We start from the raw sequence: 18,156 nt of genomic DNA on the forward strand, positions 1-18,156 counted from the left end.
ATGATACAATTGAAGAACAAAAAAGCGCTTACACTTCTGCGGATTGCAGCTCTCATTGTTACTCTTACTAGCATATACATTTTTGCCCCTTGGCAGTTTGCTTTATATTACTTTCACCCACTGCCCGCTAATGTTCAAGCACAAACACAAGAGGCTATTGAACAAGGAGTCGATGGCATTATTGTGTATATTCATAAACAAGGACTGCAACCTGAATATTTTACAAATGGTTGGCATAATAGAGAGCACAAAATACCCGCTTACCCTAGTGCACTTTTTAAAATTGGCAGCATTCGAAAGTTATATGATGCAGCAGCTTTAACTAAACTTTCAGCCGCTGGACGTATTGATGTAGATAAAACACTGGCTGATTATCTTCCATCGTTAATTGGACGCATTGAAAACGCAGATAAAATAACACTACGAATGATGGTAAAACACAAAAGTGGCATACCCAATTACACAGACACTGATAATTTCGATTGGTCAATCACCTACCCTGACCCACTTGCATTAGTACTCGATAAACCCGCTGATTTTAGCCCTGATGCTGACTATGGCTATTCTAATACCAATTATTTGTTGCTGCGAAAAATTATGTCTAACGTGCTGGGTTATGATCATAACCAATATATTAAAGATGAAATTTTAACGCCTCTGGGCCTAACGCATACGTTTTCATCTGTACATGAAATCAATTTAGTAGATTTGATGAGTGGTTACTACGTAGGTTATGAGAATGATTTTAAAGCACTCGATCAAGGCTATGTGGCAACCGCACAAGATGTAGGCGACTTTATTTTTGCTTTAAACAAAGGCACTTTTTTCGACGAACAAGAGCAAGCTTTGTATGCATCACTTTATAAGTATGAACACACAGGTTGGGTATTAGGGTATTCAAGCATTGCTCGTTATTATAAAGATATCGATACAGTCGTTGTGCAGTTTATAAATACTAATGGCGATGATACTGTGATGCTCACAGAAATAATTTATAATCGGATTATTGATATTTTAACTGCGCAGCAATAGTATTTAAAACTAGCTGCGTTATAAAAATTTATATGAATTTTAAAGAGGATTTAAATGCGTTTACTACACACCATGTTACGGGTTGCAGATCTAGATAAATCAATTGCGTTTTATACTCAAGTACTTGGTATGAAAGAGTTACGCCGTGCTGATAACGAAGAGTACCGCTATACCCTCGCCTTTGTAGGCTACGGTGATGAAACTGACACAACAGTGCTTGAACTGACCTATAACTGGGATACCGACAGCTATGATTTAGGCAATGCCTATGGTCATATCGCGATTGAGTTTGATGATATCTATAAAGCCTGTGCTGATATCAAGGCCGCTGGCGGTAACGTAAGCCGTGAACCAGGTCCAGTAAAGGGTGGCACAACAGAAATAGCGTTTGTAAAAGATCCAGATGGCTACTCAATTGAACTTATTCAGAAAAAAGAAAATATGAATAAATTTTAGTAAATATATTTAATAGGTTTACTAAGCGGCTTTTTAATTATTTAAGCTTAACTCTGATACAATTTTAAAAAAGGTGCTATATGCACCTTTTTATCGTAATTGACTATCTTTACTGCCACGCCGATTAAGCCCTTTAGAAAGTGCGCCTTTACCTTCTAGTTCAACTTGGCAGCTTACACAATACTTAACACCTGGTAACGCAAGTCTTCGTGCCTGTGGTATTGGTTCATCACATTCTTCACATAGCTCGGCACTGGCTCCAGAAACTAAGTTACTTCTAGCATATTGCACAGCATCATTAACGCTGGCGTCGATTTGATCTTGAATTGCACCATCGCGTGCCCATCCACTTGCCATATAACCTCCTATTTATTTGGACGTTTATATGTAACCTAACATAGGTGAAGTTTATTTAAGCTGAATATAAGAAAGGGAAAGATGCTAATAAAATTTAGGAGTTATTATATAAAATATTTAATTTTGAGATTTTAACTTCACTGAATAATTCTGAGGTAATAATAGAAATGCAGATAAATTGATTTTAGATATTTTTAGTAAAAGCTGTCTTACTAATAAATAGTAGGTGGCGTATCAAGAGATTTTCACTCTTTTTAAAGTTGCGGATAGAGAGTGCGCTGTCACACTGCTGTATATATTACTTAAAGTAAGTAAGTGGCGTCCCCAAGGGGATTCGAACCCCTGTTACCGCCGTGAAAGGGCGGTGTCCTAGGCCTCTAGACGATGGGGACACAGAATATGTGTCACTAGGACAACTGAATGGTTTGACTCGTTTCAGGCGAGCTGCTCAATAACACTGCACTTCCCTATTTAAAATAGGTAAGTGGCGTCCCCAAGGGGATTCGAACCCCTGTTACCGCCGTGAAAGGGCGGTGTCCTAGGCCTCTAGACGATGGGGACACAGAATATGTGTCACTAGGACAACTGAATGGTTTGACTCGTTTCAGGCGAGCTGCTCAATAACACTGCACTTCCCTATTTAAAATAGGTAAGTGGCGTCCCCAAGGGGATTCGAACCCCTGTTACCGCCGTGAAAGGGCGGTGTCCTAGGCCTCTAGACGATGGGGACACAGAATATGTGTCACTAGGACAACTGAATGGTTTGACTCGTTTCAGGCGAGCTGCTCAATAACACTTCACTTCCCTATTTAAAACAAGTAAGTGGCGTCCCCAAGGGGATTCGAACCCCTGTTACCGCCGTGAAAGGGCGGTGTCCTAGGCCTCTAGACGATGGGGACACAGAATATGTGTCACTAGGACAACTGAATGGTTTGACTCGTTTCAGGCGAGCTGCTCAATAACACTGCACTTCCCTATTTAAAATAGGTAAGTGGCGTCCCCAAGGGGATTCGAACCCCTGTTACCGCCGTGAAAGGGCGGTGTCCTAGGCCTCTAGACGATGGGGACGCAGAAATTGATTTGCAAATCACTGATTTGCTATTTCTGCGTAAGATGAGCCGAGCCTGCGAGGCGAATGGCATTATCTTCTCAGAAACATTTTCTGTGTCACTAGGACAACTGAATGGTTTGACTCGTTTCAGGCGAGCTGCTCAATAACACTGCACTTCCCTATTTAAAATAGGTAAGTGGCGTCCCCAAGGGGATTCGAACCCCTGTTACCGCCGTGAAAGGGCGGTGTCCTAGGCCTCTAGACGATGGGGACACAGAATATGTGTCACTAGGACAACTGAATGGTTCGACTCGTTTCAGGCGAGCTGCTTAATAACACTGCACTTCCCTATTTAAAATAGGTAAGTGGCGTCCCCAAGGGGATTCGAACCCCTGTTACCGCCGTGAAAGGGCGGTGTCCTAGGCCTCTAGACGATGGGGACACAGAATATGTGTCACTAGGACAATCGATTAGTTTTACTCACATCCTGAGCTTTAAGGTAATGGCGTATAGTACAAATAAAGACTCGAGCTTTATGTGTTACGCTATTTTCTCGGTAAAACCGCCTTTAACTAAAAAGTTAAGTGGCGTCCCCAAGGGGATTCGAACCCCTGTTACCGCCGTGAAAGGGCGGTGTCCTAGGCCTCTAGACGATGGGGACACAGAAAACTGTTACCCTAGGACAAACACTAAAAATTGGTGGAGCTATGCGGGATCGAACCGCAGACCTCTTCGCTGCCAGCGAAGCGCTCTCCCAGCTGAGCTATAGCCCCAACTTATTCAATACGCTCGGTGATAATCACGTCGTGTATCGCTTAGTGCGGGGCGCATTCTATGCACCCCCCAAAATAAAGTCAACAGTTTTTTATGCGACATTATTTAAATGGTTTAAATTTCAACAAACTGGCTATCATACGTGCTAAAAAACAGATTTTCATACTAATTTAGATGTCATGTTGCGCTTTACGTTGTTGTACTCGCCACATGTATACGACTAAGTACCCTATTCAACCGATAATATGAGTTTGAATATGATTTAAAGGGTATACATTTATATGCAAATTAGCTTGGTGCTGTTTTACTACTAAAAAAGCGCTGTTCATTCGCATGTTAAACTTTAAGTAACTTTTTATTATCCGCTAATTTGTATCACGCAATACAATTATTGAAAGTTAGCCTTTTATTACATAAATATTTTATTGTTTATCCGACCACTAATGACATCTATTTAGTCTACGCCGCCGACTTTAAATAAACATTAAGCTTAACAATTGTTCGTTTAATATTAGTTTGTTGATAAAGTGAACACCGTTCGCACTGTATTGTTTATAAAAGCTTCACTCAGCACATTTTTATCATTCAAGTGTTGACACATTTGCAACTCTATCTATAATAGCGCCCCACAACAACGCAGCAATGTGGTGTTGTTTAGATGCGGGTGATTAGCTCAGTTGGGAGAGCATCGCCCTTACAAGGCGAGGGTCACTGGTTCAAGTCCAGTATCACCCACCACATTTTAATGTGTCGTATCTAAGATTCTATATGGGCGTTAGCTCAGTTAGAAAAAAGAGAGCTCACCGTTATTTACAAGTAACGGCAAGGTTCACTGGTTAAAGTCCAGTACTACTAAAATTTAATAGTAGCGTTTGAATTTATATGTGGGTGATTAGCTCAGTTGGGAGAGCATCGCCCTTACAAGGCGAGGGTCACTGGTTCAAGTCCAGTATCACCCACCACATATAAAACCTATTGTTATATTAATAGTGATATGTATTAAAATTGTAATATGGGTCGTTAGCTCAGTTACAAGAAATGAGAGCATCACCGCTATTTACAAGTAACGGCGAAGTTCACTGGTTAAAGTCCAGTACTATTTATTTTAATAGTAGCGTTTTAATTTATATGTGGGTGATTAGCTCAGTTGGGAGAGCATCGCCCTTACAAGGCGAGGGTCACTGGTTCAAGTCCAGTATCACCCACCACATATAAAATCTATTATTATGTTAATAGTGATTTGTATTAAAATTGTAATATGGGTCGTTAGCTCAGTTACAAGAAATGAGAGCATCACCGCTATTTACAAGTAACGGCGAAGTTCACTGGTTAAAGTCCAGTACTATTTATTTTAATAGTAGCGTTTTAATTTATATGTGGGTGATTAGCTCAGTTGGGAGAGCATCGCCCTTACAAGGCGAGGGTCACTGGTTCAAGTCCAGTACGACCCACCATTCTTTGAATGGTGCATATTACAAGATATCTAAATGGGTGATTAGCTCAGTTAGATAAAGAGAGCATCACCGCTATTTACAAGTAACGGCGAGGTTCACTGGTTGAAGTCCAGTACTATTTTTATAATAGTTTGTTTTGATTTATATGTGGGTGATTAGCTCAGTTGGGAGAGCATCGCCCTTACAAGGCGAGGGTCACTGGTTCAAGTCCAGTATCACCCACCACATATAAAACCTATTATTATGTTAATAGTCATGTGTAAATTTGTAATATGGGTCGTTAGCTCAGTTGGGAGAGCATCGCCCTTACAAGGCGAGGGTCACTGGTTCAAGTCCAGTATCACCCACCACATATAAAACCTATTATTATGTTAATAGTCATGTGTAAATTTGTAATATGGGTCGTTAGCTCAGTTGGGAGAGCATCGCCCTTACAAGGCGAGGGTCACTGGTTCAAGTCCAGTATCACCCACCACATATAAAACCTATTATTATGTTAATAGTCATGTGTAAATTTGTAATATGGGTCGTTAGCTCAGTTGGGAGAGCATCGCCCTTACAAGGCGAGGGTCACTGGTTCAAGTCCAGTATCACCCACCACATATAAAACCTATTATTATGTTAATAGTCATGTGTAAATTTGTAATATGGGTCGTTAGCTCAGTTGGGAGAGCATCGCCCTTACAAGGCGAGGGTCACTGGTTCAAGTCCAGTATCACCCACCACATATAAAACCTATTATTATGTTAATAGTCATGTGTAAATTTGTAATATGGGTCGTTAGCTCAGTTGGGAGAGCATCGCCCTTACAAGGCGAGGGTCACTGGTTCAAGTCCAGTATCACCCACCACATATAAAACCTATTATTATGTTAATAGTCATGTGTAAATTTGTAATATGGGTCGTTAGCTCAGTTGGGAGAGCATCGCCCTTACAAGGCGAGGGTCACTGGTTCAAGTCCAGTATCACCCACCACATATAAAACCTATTATTATGTTAATAGTCATGTGTAAATTTGTAATATGGGTCGTTAGCTCAGTTGGGAGAGCATCGCCCTTACAAGGCGAGGGTCACTGGTTCAAGTCCAGTATCACCCACCACATATAAAACCTATTATTATGTTAATAGTCATGTGTAAATTTGTAATATGGGTCGTTAGCTCAGTTGGGAGAGCATCGCCCTTACAAGGCGAGGGTCACTGGTTCAAGTCCAGTATCACCCACCACATATAAAACCTATTATTATGTTAATAGTCATGTGTAAATTTGTAATATGGGTCGTTAGCTCAGTTGGGAGAGCATCGCCCTTACAAGGCGAGGGTCACTGGTTCAAGTCCAGTATCACCCACCACATATAAAACCTATTATTATGTTAATAGTCATGTGTAAATTTGTAATATGGGTCGTTAGCTCAGTTGGGAGAGCATCGCCCTTACAAGGCGAGGGTCACTGGTTCAAGTCCAGTATCACCCACCACATATAAAACCTATTATTATGTTAATAGTCATGTGTAAATTTGTAATATGGGTCGTTAGCTCAGTTGGGAGAGCATCGCCCTTACAAGGCGAGGGTCACTGGTTCAAGTCCAGTATCACCCACCACATATAAAACCTATTATTATGTTAATAGTCATGTGTAAATTTGTAATATGGGTCGTTAGCTCAGTTGGGAGAGCATCGCCCTTACAAGGCGAGGGTCACTGGTTCAAGTCCAGTATCACCCACCACATATAAAACCTATTATTATGTTAATAGTCATGTGTAAATTTGTAATATGGGTCGTTAGCTCAGTTGGGAGAGCATCGCCCTTACAAGGCGAGGGTCACTGGTTCAAGTCCAGTATCACCCACCACATATAAAACCTATTATTATGTTAATAGTCATGTGTAAATTTGTAATATGGGTCGTTAGCTCAGTTGGGAGAGCATCGCCCTTACAAGGCGAGGGTCACTGGTTCAAGTCCAGTATCACCCACCACATATAAAACCTATTATTATGTTAATAGTCATGTGTAAATTTGTAATATGGGTCGTTAGCTCAGTTGGGAGAGCATCGCCCTTACAAGGCGAGGGTCACTGGTTCAAGTCCAGTATCACCCACCACATATAAAACCTATTATTATGTTAATAGTCATGTGTAAATTTGTAATATGGGTCGTTAGCTCAGTTGGGAGAGCATCGCCCTTACAAGGCGAGGGTCACTGGTTCAAGTCCAGTATCACCCACCACATATAAAACCTATTATTATGTTAATAGTCATGTGTAAATTTGTAATATGGGTCGTTAGCTCAGTTGGGAGAGCATCGCCCTTACAAGGCGAGGGTCACTGGTTCAAGTCCAGTATCACCCACCACATATAAAACCTATTATTATGCTAATAGTCATGTTTTAAAGTTGTAATATGGGTCGTTAGCTCAGTTGGGAGAGCATCGCCCTTACAAGGCGAGGGTCACTGGTTCAAGTCCAGTACGACCCACCATTCTTTGAATGGTGCATATTACAAAAATCTAAATCCTCCAGTATCACCTTCCATTTTAATATTCATTATCCTCCACTCCTTTAGTTCACGTTCAGTATTAATTGCCATTTAGAAATTCGTTATCAAGCAATTCTTCGGTTTCAAAAGATCAGTATTACCAATCACATGCTAAAAACCTATCTTCCGAGTTTTATTATCTCCAAAATCATTTTGTTTAAACTTACTTTATTACGCGTGCTATCCATTTACTTTAAATGGGTTTTTAGCTCTTTTAAGATAAAAATATAAACCTTTAGAATTAATTTGCTTAATAAGCTCTCATCTTCGAAGCGAATCTTTAAATTACCTTGTAAGCGTCTAAACTGTTGATTATAGTCTGTGTTAAATTCAATTACGCTTAAGCCAATGTCTAAAAATATTTTTAATGAAGCAAAAATACTGATTGTAGAGGAGCAGCCACTTGCTCAAAGCTACATGAAACAGTCGCTCGAAAAAATTGGCTTTGGACATATGCGTTTTGCAGATCATGCTCTAGCGGCAAAAGAACAATGCTTACATGAAGAATTTGACTTGGTAATTTGCTCTTTTAATCTAAGCAAACGCCAAGATGGCTACCAGCTTTATGAAGAATTACGCGCTAAAGCATTAATAAAACACTCTACTGGGTTTATTTTTACATCTGCGGAAACTAGCGGAGAGTTAGTTCACAGTGTGTTAGAACTTCAACCCGATGACTTTTTAGTAAAACCTTTCTCTGTACAAGAGCTAAGAGTGCGCATAGAGCGTATTCTCAAACGCAAAAGCGACTTAAAAGCTATATACACTTTAATTGATGATGATAACCAGTCTAAAGCATTAAAACAAATTAATGCTCAGCTTGATAAAAGTAATAAATACAGCCCTATTCTGCTTAGATTAAAAGGTAATATTTTACTGGCGCTAAAACAAAACCAAGAAGCGAAAGACTTTTTTAAATCAGTTTTGAATATTCAAAAGTTTGCATGGGCAAAAGTAGGATTGGTAGAAGCCTTAATTGCTAACAATGAGCATATTTTGGCTCAACGCATGCTTAAAACAATGCTTGAACGTAATGAAACTCGACTAGTTGCATTAGACTTATTAGGGCGTTTAGAAATAAAATTAAACCAGTTTGAGTTAGCTCAAGAGTTTTTAAGTCAAGCAGCCCATATTGCCCCGCGTAATATAGACCGTCAAAAGTCACTGAACAGCGTATCGCTCATTAATAGAGATTATGAAACCAGCTACTTAACTCAAAAGGATATTGCCACTTTTGCTAAGTACTCTATGCATGATAGCCCAGACATTTATTTAAATGCCGCTCGTGCTGGGATTGATTTTGCACTAACCACAGATCAAACTGACCAAATAAACAGAATTTCCCGTCAAACAAATAAATATATTAATGAGCTAAAAACACAATTCCCAACCAGTAATGCACAAACTCAAATCGATGTGCTCAATGCGCGCCTTTATTATTTAAAAGATGAACATAAAAAAGCGAAACAGTTGATTGAACAACTTGATGACAGCGATACTCAAATACGTTCAGTCGATGGTGCCCTAGATAAAGCAAAAGCATTACATGAATTAGGTTTTCATCAGAAGGCGCAAGCGCTATTTAGCCAAATTATTGATCATTGCGAACGCCACCCAAGTAGGAGCGACGCGACGTACTTGCGTTATATACAGCAACAGCAAAGTGAAAGACGTGATATTAAAATGGGGCCGAAGGAACTTAACAATCATGCAGTTAAACAGTTTGAGCGTGGCCAGTTAAATGTTGCTTTAGAGGCATTCAGCCAAGCCTTTAGGGTCATGCCACACAACCCAAGTATCGCACTTAACTTATTACAGTGTTTAGTGGATAAATCAAAAAAACAGGGGGGCTCTTTCAATAGTCTATTGGCTCAAAAGTGCTTTAAACTATTAAAAAAATCACCCTTAGCAGAAGAGCAATCAGAGCGGTTCGATAAACTACTTCAGATTGCTAAAGAAATGAAACTAGAGATTAGCTAGGGCCTGTTGACATTTGCGGATTAAAATTTGTTCAAGCAAGGGACGATTTAATCGCGGCGTGAGGTTTGTAACCTAGTGGGCTCGATAACTGCTCCTGTGTTATTCTACTGGCTTACATCCATGTAAGAATAAGTAAAAGCCGAGCAAAGCTTCCGCGTCCTGCTCACGCCCCTTACCTACATCCATGTAGGCAACAAAGAGTTAATCGTCCCTTGGCAGAACCCTTTGGGCAGCGCCTGTTTGGAATTGATGCTCCGTTATCGCCCATTTATGGGGAATAACCACACCACATAGGCTCTGCCTTGCCTAAATACCAAACAGACTGCTGCAAATTTAACCTTGAAAGGCCAACAGGCCCTAGAGCTTTTTCATTGCCAGTGCGTTTACACAGTAGCGCAAGCCGGAAGGAAGTGGGCCATCAGGGAAAATATGCCCTAAGTGCGCATCACACACATTACAAACAACTTCAACTCGCTCCATGCCATGGCTGTTATCCATTACATACCCTATCGCATCAACCGTTGCAGGTTGTGTAAATGAAGGCCATCCTGTGCCACTATCAAACTTTTCATCCGCATCAAACAGTAGGTTGTCACAACACACACACACGTACTTTCCCGGTTCTAATAGTGTGCAACTAGTTGAACTATTTGGGCGCTCTGTGCCTTTTTTACGGGTCACGTAATATTGCTCTTCGTTTAACAGTTCACGCCATTGCTGATCTGTTTTAACTACTTTTTGAACCGGAGTCGGATTGCCATGGTTGGCAAAATTAACAATATCATTCCATTTCAACATAACAACCTCATTGCGTTATTAATTTGCTTCATACTAAGCCACAATCATGGGCTGACAGCCTATCATTACGTCTGTGGCTAATACCACGATCAACGCTATTTAAACACTATACGGTGCTTCTCTGTTGCTGTAAGTATACGGCTTATATAAGCGTGTAATTGAGCTTGACTACCAGGAATACTCACGCTTAATTGCCTGTCATTATTACTATGCACTATTAGCTCATCGTCTTTTATCTCTATTGACTCAATATTGCTGATGACTAACCAATGCGGGCCATTCTTTTTATCAAACAACCCGGTTAAACTAAAAACAAACAAATGCTGCGCATCACGCTGAATAAAGTTACGCAGCGGGTTACGCATTTTAAATAACGGCGTTAACCGGTAACAGCACGAACAAAATACCACTATCCACAATAGCAATATCCCTTTAAACCAAATATGTTCGCCTAATGATAAAAAATAGCCAACGCAGATAAGAATCAGCCCTATAAAGGCCACTACTTGCGCTATTTTTTTATTAATAGTGTGCATAATCTCTTACTTTTTATCGGTTGCTTTTTCTGTCGGCTCGGGCCAATCACTAAAAAAAACACTTAAATAACGACTTTTTGCCAAATACCACAATACCCACAATACAATCACCATTTGTATGGCTAAAAACAGTGAAAAGCGATAATGGCTATGTGCCGCCTGGATACTTAACCACGACAAGTCTATTAGCGCGCAAGTAATAAGTGGCCAACGCATGTATCGCCAAACACGCGCTAACCGTTTCGTAGCTTGATGCGAGTCTCTGGGTCTGCGTAAACAAAACAAAATAGTGGGTACAATTGCCACAGCACCAATCGCTATGGCAATAAAAAAATCATTTTTTGATTTAAAAAACAATGACATTAGATCAAGTTCAGGACGACGGCTCAGCGCGGCAATCACCCAAATAAAATAGGCCCGCAGTAACACTAAAATACTCAAATGAAACGCTATTGGCGTACGATAGCTGCCATATTTATCCCAGTATTCAGGTCCATAACGGCTCACAACTGGTTTTTCCTATCGGCAATAGTGCCCAAAATAAAAAATGCAGCTAATAATGTGAGCCCCAACCACTTAGTACCAAAAAACAGTAAGGCTTTAGTTAGCAGTGGGCTTAACCACACCACTAATAAACCAAACCCAAACGCGGTGATCAACACAAAACATGCCACCCTTATAATAAAGTGACGCCTAGCTACCACGCCTTTGGTGAGCTTTAAAATGTCATCCGCATAAAGCGACACTAAGCACACCATCAAAAGCAATGATAAATGCGGTAAATAGCCTTGTAGCCACTGGCCTAGGTCAATTAACAAGGTATTAAGTATATTTGTAAAACTAGCCATTATGAGTCTCTAACAAAGTAATTAAATCATCCTCTGTCAGTATTTCTATACCGAATTCTTGCGCTTTAGTTAGTTTAGAGCCGGCTTTTTCGCCCGCCACTAGCGCATCCGTTTTGGCTGAAACACTGCCAGATACCTTGGCACCTAATTGTTGTAGGCGCGCTTTCGCATCATTGCGATTAAGCGTATTAAGCGTCCCAGTTAGCACATAAGTTAAACCCGCTAGCGGTTGTTCTTGCTCTGATGGCGCTGTTAACTGTGGCCAGTTAATGCCTTGGGCTATTAATTCGTTCACCACGGTTAAATTATGCTCTTCAGTAAAAAAGCCACGCACGTGCTTTGCCACTATTTCACCTACATCGCTTACTTCAATCAGCTGTTCAATGCTGGCATCGATTACGTTTTCAAGCGTTAAAAAATGATTAGCTAAGTTTTGCGCGGTTGCCTCACCGACTTCACGAATACCCAGTGAATATAAAAACTTTGCTAAGGTAGTCGTTTTTGCATCATCAAGCGCGGCAACTAAATTTTTAGCTGATTTAGGCCCCATTCGTTCAAGTGATTCAAAATGTCCCTGCTTTAAAGTAAATAAATCAGCCGGGGTTTTGATCAGCTCTCGGTCAACTAATTGATCAACAATTTTGTCGCCCAAGCCGTCAATATCTAATGCCTTACGCGATGCAAAATGCTTAATCGCTTGTTTACGCTGTGCTTGGCATACTAAGCCACCGGTACAACGTGCAACGGCTTCACCTTCAACCCGTTCAATATGCGAGTCACAAATTGGGCACATAGTTGGAAAGACAATCTCTTTTGCATCGCTTGGGCGTTGCTCAAGTACCACTTGAGTAATTTGCGGGATAACATCCCCTGCGCGGCGAATAATCACAGTATCGCCCACTTTAACGCCTAAACGAGCTATTTCGTCGGCATTATGCAGCGTTGCATTTGATACCGTAACACCCCCAACAAATACCGGCTCTAGTCGTGCTACGGGAGTAATTGCCCCTGTGCGCCCTACTTGAAATTCAACATCTAATAATTGCGTTATTTCTTCTTGCGCCGGAAATTTATAAGCGATTGCCCACCGCGGTGCGCGAGCTACAAAGCCTAAGCGCTCTTGTAAGGCTTTTTTATTTACCTTTATTACCACGCCATCTATTTCATATTTTAGCTCGCTACGACGCGTTAAAATGTCATTGTAATAGGCAAGCGCAGCCTTTGGGCCCTCAACTAATTTGGTTTCTGGACACAGCGGTAATCCCCAATCGGTAAGCTTAGCAAGTTGCTGGTAGTGATCTTCAGGTAAGGTGCCATCGGCAACTAATCCGGTGCTGTAGGCATAAAACATCAATGGCCGTTTTGCGGTAATTTTTGAGTCGAGCTGGCGTAAACTTCCTGCCGCCGCATTACGTGGATTAACAAAGATTTTATCGCCACGTTTTTCTGCCTCTGCATTTAATTTTTCAAAGCCCGCGCTATCCATAAATACCTCACCGCGCACTTCAAGCTCACGAGGGTAATCATCACCGCGCAATTTTAATGGCACATTGCGGATTGTTTTTACATTTTGAGTAATATTTTCGCCAGTAAAACCATCGCCACGGGTCGCCGCTTGAACCAGTACTCCATCGCGATAAATAATCGAAACCGCTAAACCATCCAGTTTAGGCTCACAGCAAAATGCAAGCTCTTCAGTGCTCATTAAGCGCTCTTTAATACGACGATTAAAACCGCTAAATTCATCCTCACCAAAGGCGTTATCAAGCGATAACATAGGCACTTGGTGCGCTACTTGCTCAAACTTGGCAAGCGCCGCTCCTCCAACTTTTTGAGTGGGTGAATCGGCTGTTAAAAACTCAGGGTGCTGGGTTTCTAATTCACTTAGTGTCCGTAACAAGCGGTCATATTCGGCATCAGGTATGCTGGGTGTATCAAGCACATAATAACTATAATTGTGTTGCTCAAGCGTGGTACGAAGATGATTAATTTGCTCACTAATGCTGCTTGTCATGTAGACCTCAAAAAACATAAAAAAAGCCACTTTGACGAGTGAACGCCCAGTGGCTTACAAAATTTAACTTATGCGTATGTTACGCAGAAAATACGCGAACCTGTTCAACATATTGACGAATACGCTCTACCGTCATTACATTTCGCTCTGCATCTAAAATATCGGCACCAAATTCATCCGCTATTTTTTTAGCGGCGCTGTGCAGCATGTTAAACGCGGCTAAACCGTCGCCATCGCATGGCAGAGTCATAAATAAGCTCACCCCAGCGGTGCTAAATTGTTCCATATTATCAATATCGAACGTGCCTGGGTTATACATATTCACCAACCTAAATAACACCGGCCCTTGGCCTGCTGGGTCTAGGTGGCGATTAAAAAAGCCTTCTTCTGAATATTTAAAACCTAGCATGTTAACAGCAGGCAGTAATTTACTGCCTTGCATAGTGAGCCCTTCTGGCATTTGAATATGCACAATGACAAAGTCTGCAACGTCTTTAGGGGCATCTTGTTGTGTGTCTGCGGCCTCTTCTGTTACCACTTCAAGGTCATCCTCGATAGGTGTATTTACTGGGCTTTCGTCTATCTGTGGTTCATCAGCGCTGAAGTTTAACTCACTCATTTGTGGCTCTTCTCGTTGCGCTAACGTTGGCTCTTGTGGCTCAGTATGTACAGATGAAGGCTGCTGTTCTTGAACAGGCTCGACTCGCTCATTTGCAGGGAGTTCAGCATTCTCTTTTTTTCTTACTGACCACAAACCGTGTATTAATAAGCCACCAATGACAAATACACTGATCACAATTAAAACCCATCTTAATTCTTCGGCCATCCCCTCACCTTTTATTATTAATATGCCTAACAGCCATCATTTTACCTAAAATAACCAGCAAATGACTATAAAATTATGCATGTGCAAGTTGCACCGCTTGTTCAATATCCACAGCAACCATGCGCGACACGCCGGGCTCTGCCATGGTTACACCCGTTAATCTACCCGCCATTTCCATTGCAATTTTATTATGACTAATATAAATAAACTGCACAGATTGTGACATTTCTTCAACCAAACGGCAAAAACGAACCACATTGGCATCATCTAATGGAGCATCTACCTCGTCCAGCATACAGAATGGAGCTGGATTGAGCCTGAATATAGAAAACACCAATGATAATGCGCTCAGCGCTTTTTCTCCACCACTTAACAAATGAATTGTCGAATTTTTTTTACCTGGTGGCCTTGCCATTATACTAACACCACTTTCGAGTAAATCGTCACTGGTTAATTCTAAGTAAGCACTGCCGCCGCCAAACACTTTGGGGAAAAGCTGGCCAAAATCGTGATTTACCTGATCAAACGTAGACTTAAAGCGCGTTTTTGTTTCACGATCTATTTTATGAATAGCGCCTTCTAAAGCTGTTAATGCTTGGGTTAAATCGTCCAGCTGATTATTTAAATAATCACTTCTTTGCTTCGCTTGTTCAAACTCATCAATAGCTGCAAGGTTAACGGCTCCTAATTGCTCTAGCTGATTACTTACTCCAGCAAGTTGATTTTGCGCCGCATTTAATGACAACTCTGCAGGAAGCTCTGCTAATACCTGTTTTAAATTTTGATTAAGCTCACTAAGTGGCTCTAGTACCGCTTGCGCTTTTATTAGTAAGCTTTGCTCTTCAATACTCAGCTTTTGATGCTGATCTTGCAATGCCACCAGCTCAGCTTGTGACGTTTTTAAACTCGCTTGTTTGTTTTGTAATTCTTGTTTTGCTTGAGCTAACTGCTGCTGAATATCCACAAGGGTTTGTTCGCCTTGTTGGTGCTGTACTAATAATTGCTCAATACTTAGTGCAAGCTCTTGCTCAGGAATAAGTAACGCTTCAATCTGCTCTATTATCTCTTGCGCATCCTCTTCGGCACTAGTAAACGCCTGTACAGCATGACTCAGTTTTGTTTGACTGAGCTGCCATTCACTTCGTGCTTTTTGCTCATTAAGGTTTGCCTGATGCGCTAGTGTTTTATATTGTTCAGCATTATTCAAAGCTTGTTTGTAACGCTCATCACTATTTATTTGTGTGCTATCGGCTTGGCTAAGCTCTTTAGCTAAGGCCTGTAACTGCTGTGCAAGCTGTTCATTTTTATCGAGCTCTTCGCTCAATAATTCGCTTAACTGCTGTTGTTGCTCTAGCAGAGGCAGACGCTGTTGTTGTAATTTTGTTAGCTGCTGCAGATGCTGATCAGCTTGCGCTTTAAGCATATCGCCACGCGTTGTTGCTACAGCAAGTTGTTGTGCTAACTGGTGAATAGTGTCTTTGCGCTCATTTTGCTGAACAGTTAACAATGCAGCCTGCGTTTTATGTTCTTCAAGTGTGGAGTGTGCGTTCGTCAATGCCTGTTGTTGTTGCTCAAGTAAGGTTTCTTGCTGCTTGAGTTTTTTGTGCATTAATAATAAGGAATTTTCTGCATTTTTATCGCCACTTACATGCCAGTTTCGACCATGTAATGCCCCTTGCTTATCTATAACCGCAATATAACTATTGTCGTTAAGTGCGCTTATATCGCCGGCTTCATCATAAGCAATATGATTTAATAACTCAGGATACACGCCTGAGGTAATAAACGCGGCAATACTGTGCTTAGCTGCAGACTGCGATGCAATTTCCCACGTGCTATTTTCTGCTTTACCTTGTGATATATGAATATGCTCAAGTGATGACAGCGCCTGCTCGACTAAAAACTCATATCCCGACTGAACAGTTAACTGCTTAAATAAGGTTAAACTTTCATCGCTGCTTTTTTCAAGCCCAAGAGTAGTTTGTAGCCCCGCTATACCGGCTTTTAATTCATTTACTTGCTGAGATAAATGCTGCCAATCTTGCTGTGCATCATCTAGCTGTTGCTGCTGAGCAGTTTGCGCAGTTTGGCCTTTACTGTGAGCCGTTTGCGCTTTCGCTAGCTGCTCAGTCAGGACTTGTCTGTGCTGTTGTTGCTGAGTTAATTGCTGCTCTATCTCACTGCGTTTTAACTCATCTATTTGCTCATCAAGCTGCGTTAGTTGTTGCTTAACATAACTGATTTTCTGTTCTGTATGTTTTACTGCGTTGGTATGCGCTAACTGCTGATTATGCAATTGTTGATAATCTTCTGTTAGTGATTGCCAGTGTGATGTGTCGGCATTTTTAATCTCCAGCAGCCGATTAACCTCATCGGTAAGCTCTATAACTTGCTCGCTACACATTAAGTGATGCTCAATAGCCTGTTGCAAGCTGTCGTCTAACTCTTGGCAGAGACTTTGTTGCTGTGTTTTGACTTCTTCACTTTGATTTTTTTGCTGCTCTAACTTGGCTAAGTTTTGTTTCAGTGACAGCGTTTGTTGTTTAATGCTAATTTGCTGCTGTTCACTGCGAGTCAATTCTGTATGTGTATGGTGCTGCTGTTGCTGTGCATCATTAAGTTTATCTTGCTGAACTTGTACTTGAGCTTCAAGGCTTGCCAGAACATCATCATGGCCTGAATGCGCCGTTTTAAAAAAGCTGATTTGTTCATCCAGCTTTTTTATTTGCGCACTTTTATCAACTTGTTGCTGATGCAACTTTTGCCATTTTAATACCGCTATTTGCCCCTTTAAGGTGCGCTCTTGAGTTTTAAATTCGCGGTATTTTTTAGCCTCAACCGATTGTACTGCAAGTTTATCAAGCTGGTTTTGTAACTCTTGGCGAACATCGAGGAGTCGCTCTAGGTTTTCTCGGGTGCTTTTTATGCGTGTTTGTGTTTCACGGCGGCGCTCTTTGTATTTAGAGACCCCAGCGGCTTCTTCTAAGAAAACACGTAGCTCTTGCGGTTTGCTCTCAATTAAACGTGAGATCATCCCTTGTTCAATAATAGCGTAGCTTCGCGGCCCAAGCCCCGTGCCTAAAAATATATCAGTAATGTCACGTTTGCGGCATTTGCTTCCATTTAAAAAGTACAGCGATTGGCCATCGCGAGTTACCAAACGCTTAATCGCCACTTGGTTACGATCAGCAAAGATATTGGGTAATTTACCTTGGGTATTATCAAATATGAGTTCAACAGAAGCTTGTGAGATGGGCTTGCGGTTAGTGGAGCCATTAAAAATAACATCTGTCATGGCATCGCCACGTAAATTTTTAGCTGAGCTTTCACCAAGCACCCATCGCACCGCATCAATCACGTTCGATTTGCCACAGCCGTTAGGGCCGACAACACACGTCATTTGATCCGGAAATGGAATTTTAGTGGGCTCTACAAAGGATTTAAAGCCCGCTAATTTTATAGTGCTTAAGCGCATCTGTTTGTTTTACCAATTTTTA

11 protein-coding genes and 29 tRNA genes are annotated in these 18,156 nt (G+C 41.2%); 23 read left to right on the forward strand and 17 right to left on the reverse strand.

What is annotated here, in order from left to right:
- The gene (locus PTET_RS09850; RefSeq protein ID WP_096038570.1) at positions 1-1,032 is read left to right on the forward strand and encodes a serine hydrolase domain-containing protein; all 1,032 of its coding nucleotides are present in this window, start codon (positions 1-3) and stop codon (positions 1,030-1,032) included.
- A 54-nt stretch (positions 1,033-1,086) separates the two neighbouring features.
- Positions 1,087-1,488: a lactoylglutathione lyase gene (gloA, locus tag PTET_RS09855; protein WP_024602990.1), complete on the forward strand. Its 402-nt coding sequence runs from the start codon at positions 1,087-1,089 to the stop codon at positions 1,486-1,488.
- A 90-nt stretch (positions 1,489-1,578) separates the two neighbouring features.
- Here the strand turns inward: gloA and PTET_RS09860 are convergent, their stop codons facing one another.
- From PTET_RS09860 to PTET_RS09905, 10 genes are all read right to left on the reverse strand, one after another.
- Positions 1,579-1,845 carry a DksA/TraR family C4-type zinc finger protein gene (locus PTET_RS09860; RefSeq protein WP_024602991.1) on the reverse strand — a complete coding sequence of 89 codons (267 nt, stop codon included), beginning with the start codon at positions 1,843-1,845 and terminating at the stop codon, positions 1,579-1,581.
- Between the two features lie 316 nt (positions 1,846-2,161).
- Positions 2,162-2,237, reverse strand: a tRNA-Glu gene (locus tag PTET_RS09865).
- A 93-nt stretch (positions 2,238-2,330) separates the two neighbouring features.
- Positions 2,331-2,406: transfer RNA gene (locus PTET_RS09870), tRNA-Glu, on the reverse strand.
- Positions 2,407-2,499: 93 nt separating this feature from the next.
- Positions 2,500-2,575, reverse strand: a tRNA-Glu gene (locus PTET_RS09875).
- A gap of 93 nt (positions 2,576-2,668) precedes the next feature.
- Positions 2,669-2,744, reverse strand: a tRNA-Glu gene (locus PTET_RS09880).
- 93 nt (positions 2,745-2,837) lie between these two features.
- Positions 2,838-2,913 (reverse strand) — tRNA-Glu (locus PTET_RS09885).
- A gap of 180 nt (positions 2,914-3,093) precedes the next feature.
- Positions 3,094-3,169, reverse strand: a tRNA-Glu gene (locus PTET_RS09890).
- A gap of 93 nt (positions 3,170-3,262) precedes the next feature.
- Positions 3,263-3,338, reverse strand: a tRNA-Glu gene (locus PTET_RS09895).
- A 143-nt stretch (positions 3,339-3,481) separates the two neighbouring features.
- Positions 3,482-3,557 (reverse strand) — tRNA-Glu (locus PTET_RS09900).
- Positions 3,558-3,593: 36 nt separating this feature from the next.
- A tRNA-Ala gene (locus tag PTET_RS09905) sits at positions 3,594-3,669 on the reverse strand.
- A 663-nt stretch (positions 3,670-4,332) separates the two neighbouring features.
- Between PTET_RS09905 and PTET_RS09910 the strand changes: the two genes are divergently transcribed.
- From PTET_RS09910 to PTET_RS10005, 21 genes are all read left to right on the forward strand, one after another.
- Positions 4,333-4,408 (forward strand) — tRNA-Val (locus PTET_RS09910).
- Between the two features lie 148 nt (positions 4,409-4,556).
- Positions 4,557-4,632, forward strand: a tRNA-Val gene (locus tag PTET_RS09915).
- Between the two features lie 170 nt (positions 4,633-4,802).
- Positions 4,803-4,878 (forward strand) — tRNA-Val (locus PTET_RS09920).
- 395 nt (positions 4,879-5,273) lie between these two features.
- Positions 5,274-5,349: transfer RNA gene (locus PTET_RS09925), tRNA-Val, on the forward strand.
- Between the two features lie 299 nt (positions 5,350-5,648).
- Positions 5,649-5,724: transfer RNA gene (locus tag PTET_RS09940), tRNA-Val, on the forward strand.
- A gap of 49 nt (positions 5,725-5,773) precedes the next feature.
- Positions 5,774-5,849: transfer RNA gene (locus PTET_RS18960), tRNA-Val, on the forward strand.
- Between the two features lie 49 nt (positions 5,850-5,898).
- Positions 5,899-5,974 (forward strand) — tRNA-Val (locus tag PTET_RS09945).
- Between the two features lie 49 nt (positions 5,975-6,023).
- A tRNA-Val gene (locus PTET_RS18965) sits at positions 6,024-6,099 on the forward strand.
- Positions 6,100-6,148: 49 nt separating this feature from the next.
- Positions 6,149-6,224: transfer RNA gene (locus PTET_RS09950), tRNA-Val, on the forward strand.
- Between the two features lie 49 nt (positions 6,225-6,273).
- Positions 6,274-6,349: transfer RNA gene (locus PTET_RS18970), tRNA-Val, on the forward strand.
- Positions 6,350-6,398: 49 nt separating this feature from the next.
- Positions 6,399-6,474 (forward strand) — tRNA-Val (locus PTET_RS09955).
- Positions 6,475-6,523: 49 nt separating this feature from the next.
- Positions 6,524-6,599 (forward strand) — tRNA-Val (locus PTET_RS09960).
- A 49-nt stretch (positions 6,600-6,648) separates the two neighbouring features.
- Positions 6,649-6,724: transfer RNA gene (locus PTET_RS18975), tRNA-Val, on the forward strand.
- Between the two features lie 49 nt (positions 6,725-6,773).
- A tRNA-Val gene (locus PTET_RS09965) sits at positions 6,774-6,849 on the forward strand.
- A gap of 49 nt (positions 6,850-6,898) precedes the next feature.
- Positions 6,899-6,974: transfer RNA gene (locus PTET_RS09970), tRNA-Val, on the forward strand.
- A 49-nt stretch (positions 6,975-7,023) separates the two neighbouring features.
- Positions 7,024-7,099: transfer RNA gene (locus tag PTET_RS09975), tRNA-Val, on the forward strand.
- A gap of 49 nt (positions 7,100-7,148) precedes the next feature.
- Positions 7,149-7,224 (forward strand) — tRNA-Val (locus PTET_RS09980).
- 49 nt (positions 7,225-7,273) lie between these two features.
- Positions 7,274-7,349 (forward strand) — tRNA-Val (locus tag PTET_RS09985).
- Between the two features lie 49 nt (positions 7,350-7,398).
- A tRNA-Val gene (locus PTET_RS09990) sits at positions 7,399-7,474 on the forward strand.
- A 50-nt stretch (positions 7,475-7,524) separates the two neighbouring features.
- Positions 7,525-7,600, forward strand: a tRNA-Val gene (locus tag PTET_RS09995).
- A gap of 405 nt (positions 7,601-8,005) precedes the next feature.
- Complete coding sequence (locus PTET_RS10005) at positions 8,006-9,637, forward strand: response regulator (protein WP_036954016.1); 1,632 nt, start codon at positions 8,006-8,008, stop codon at positions 9,635-9,637.
- 357 nt (positions 9,638-9,994) lie between these two features.
- On the opposite strand, the gene msrB is transcribed toward PTET_RS10005, so the two are convergent.
- From msrB to PTET_RS10045, 7 genes are all read right to left on the reverse strand, one after another.
- Positions 9,995-10,435 carry a peptide-methionine (R)-S-oxide reductase MsrB gene (gene msrB / locus PTET_RS10015; RefSeq protein ID WP_033103821.1) on the reverse strand — a complete coding sequence of 147 codons (441 nt, stop codon included), beginning with the start codon at positions 10,433-10,435 and terminating at the stop codon, positions 9,995-9,997.
- A 95-nt stretch (positions 10,436-10,530) separates the two neighbouring features.
- Positions 10,531-10,971 carry a hypothetical protein gene (locus PTET_RS10020; protein ID WP_096038571.1) on the reverse strand — a complete coding sequence of 147 codons (441 nt, stop codon included), beginning with the start codon at positions 10,969-10,971 and terminating at the stop codon, positions 10,531-10,533.
- A gap of 6 nt (positions 10,972-10,977) precedes the next feature.
- On the reverse strand, positions 10,978-11,478 hold the full coding sequence (locus PTET_RS10025; RefSeq protein WP_096038572.1) for a DUF2919 domain-containing protein: 501 nt from the start codon (positions 11,476-11,478) through the stop codon (positions 10,978-10,980).
- Positions 11,475-11,819, reverse strand: coding sequence for a DUF3392 family protein (locus PTET_RS10030; protein ID WP_013465302.1), 345 nt, complete (start codon positions 11,817-11,819; stop codon positions 11,475-11,477). The genes PTET_RS10025 and PTET_RS10030 overlap by 4 nt, the downstream gene beginning before the upstream one ends.
- The gene (ligA, locus tag PTET_RS10035; protein WP_096038919.1) at positions 11,812-13,833 is read right to left on the reverse strand and encodes an NAD-dependent DNA ligase LigA; all 2,022 of its coding nucleotides are present in this window, start codon (positions 13,831-13,833) and stop codon (positions 11,812-11,814) included. Before ligA ends, PTET_RS10030 begins: the two co-directional genes overlap by 8 nt.
- A gap of 79 nt (positions 13,834-13,912) precedes the next feature.
- Entirely contained in the window at positions 13,913-14,659 is a 747-nt protein-coding gene (gene zipA / locus PTET_RS10040; protein ID WP_090494259.1) for a cell division protein ZipA, read from the reverse strand.
- Positions 14,660-14,732: 73 nt separating this feature from the next.
- Positions 14,733-18,134, reverse strand: a complete 3,402-nt coding sequence (locus PTET_RS10045; protein WP_096038573.1) for a chromosome segregation SMC family protein — start codon at positions 18,132-18,134, stop codon at positions 14,733-14,735.
- Between the last annotated feature and the right edge of the window lie 22 nt (positions 18,135-18,156).

The sequence above is a fragment of the Pseudoalteromonas tetraodonis genome, assembly GCF_002310835.1.
Lineage (GTDB): Bacteria > Pseudomonadota > Gammaproteobacteria > Enterobacterales > Alteromonadaceae > Pseudoalteromonas > Pseudoalteromonas tetraodonis.

What these genes read in the sequence shown, in the direction of transcription:
- PTET_RS09850 (WP_096038570.1), top strand. Translation starts at nt 1, where the DNA reads ATGATACAATTGAAGAACAAAAAAGCGCTTACACTTCTGCGGATTGCA.
- gloA (WP_024602990.1), top strand. Translation starts at nt 1,087, where the DNA reads ATGCGTTTACTACACACCATGTTACGGGTTGCAGATCTAGATAAATCA.
- PTET_RS09860 (WP_024602991.1), bottom strand. Translation starts at nt 1,845, where the DNA reads ATGGCAAGTGGATGGGCACGCGATGGTGCAATTCAAGATCAAATCGAC.
- PTET_RS10005 (WP_036954016.1), top strand. Translation starts at nt 8,006, where the DNA reads ATGTCTAAAAATATTTTTAATGAAGCAAAAATACTGATTGTAGAGGAG.
- msrB (WP_033103821.1), bottom strand. Translation starts at nt 10,435, where the DNA reads ATGTTGAAATGGAATGATATTGTTAATTTTGCCAACCATGGCAATCCG.
- PTET_RS10020 (WP_096038571.1), bottom strand. Translation starts at nt 10,971, where the DNA reads ATGCACACTATTAATAAAAAAATAGCGCAAGTAGTGGCCTTTATAGGG.
- PTET_RS10030 (WP_013465302.1), bottom strand. Translation starts at nt 11,819, where the DNA reads ATGGCTAGTTTTACAAATATACTTAATACCTTGTTAATTGACCTAGGC.
- ligA (WP_096038919.1), bottom strand. Translation starts at nt 13,833, where the DNA reads ATGACAAGCAGCATTAGTGAGCAAATTAATCATCTTCGTACCACGCTT.
- zipA (WP_090494259.1), bottom strand. Translation starts at nt 14,659, where the DNA reads ATGGCCGAAGAATTAAGATGGGTTTTAATTGTGATCAGTGTATTTGTC.
- PTET_RS10045 (WP_096038573.1), bottom strand. Translation starts at nt 18,134, where the DNA reads ATGCGCTTAAGCACTATAAAATTAGCGGGCTTTAAATCCTTTGTAGAG.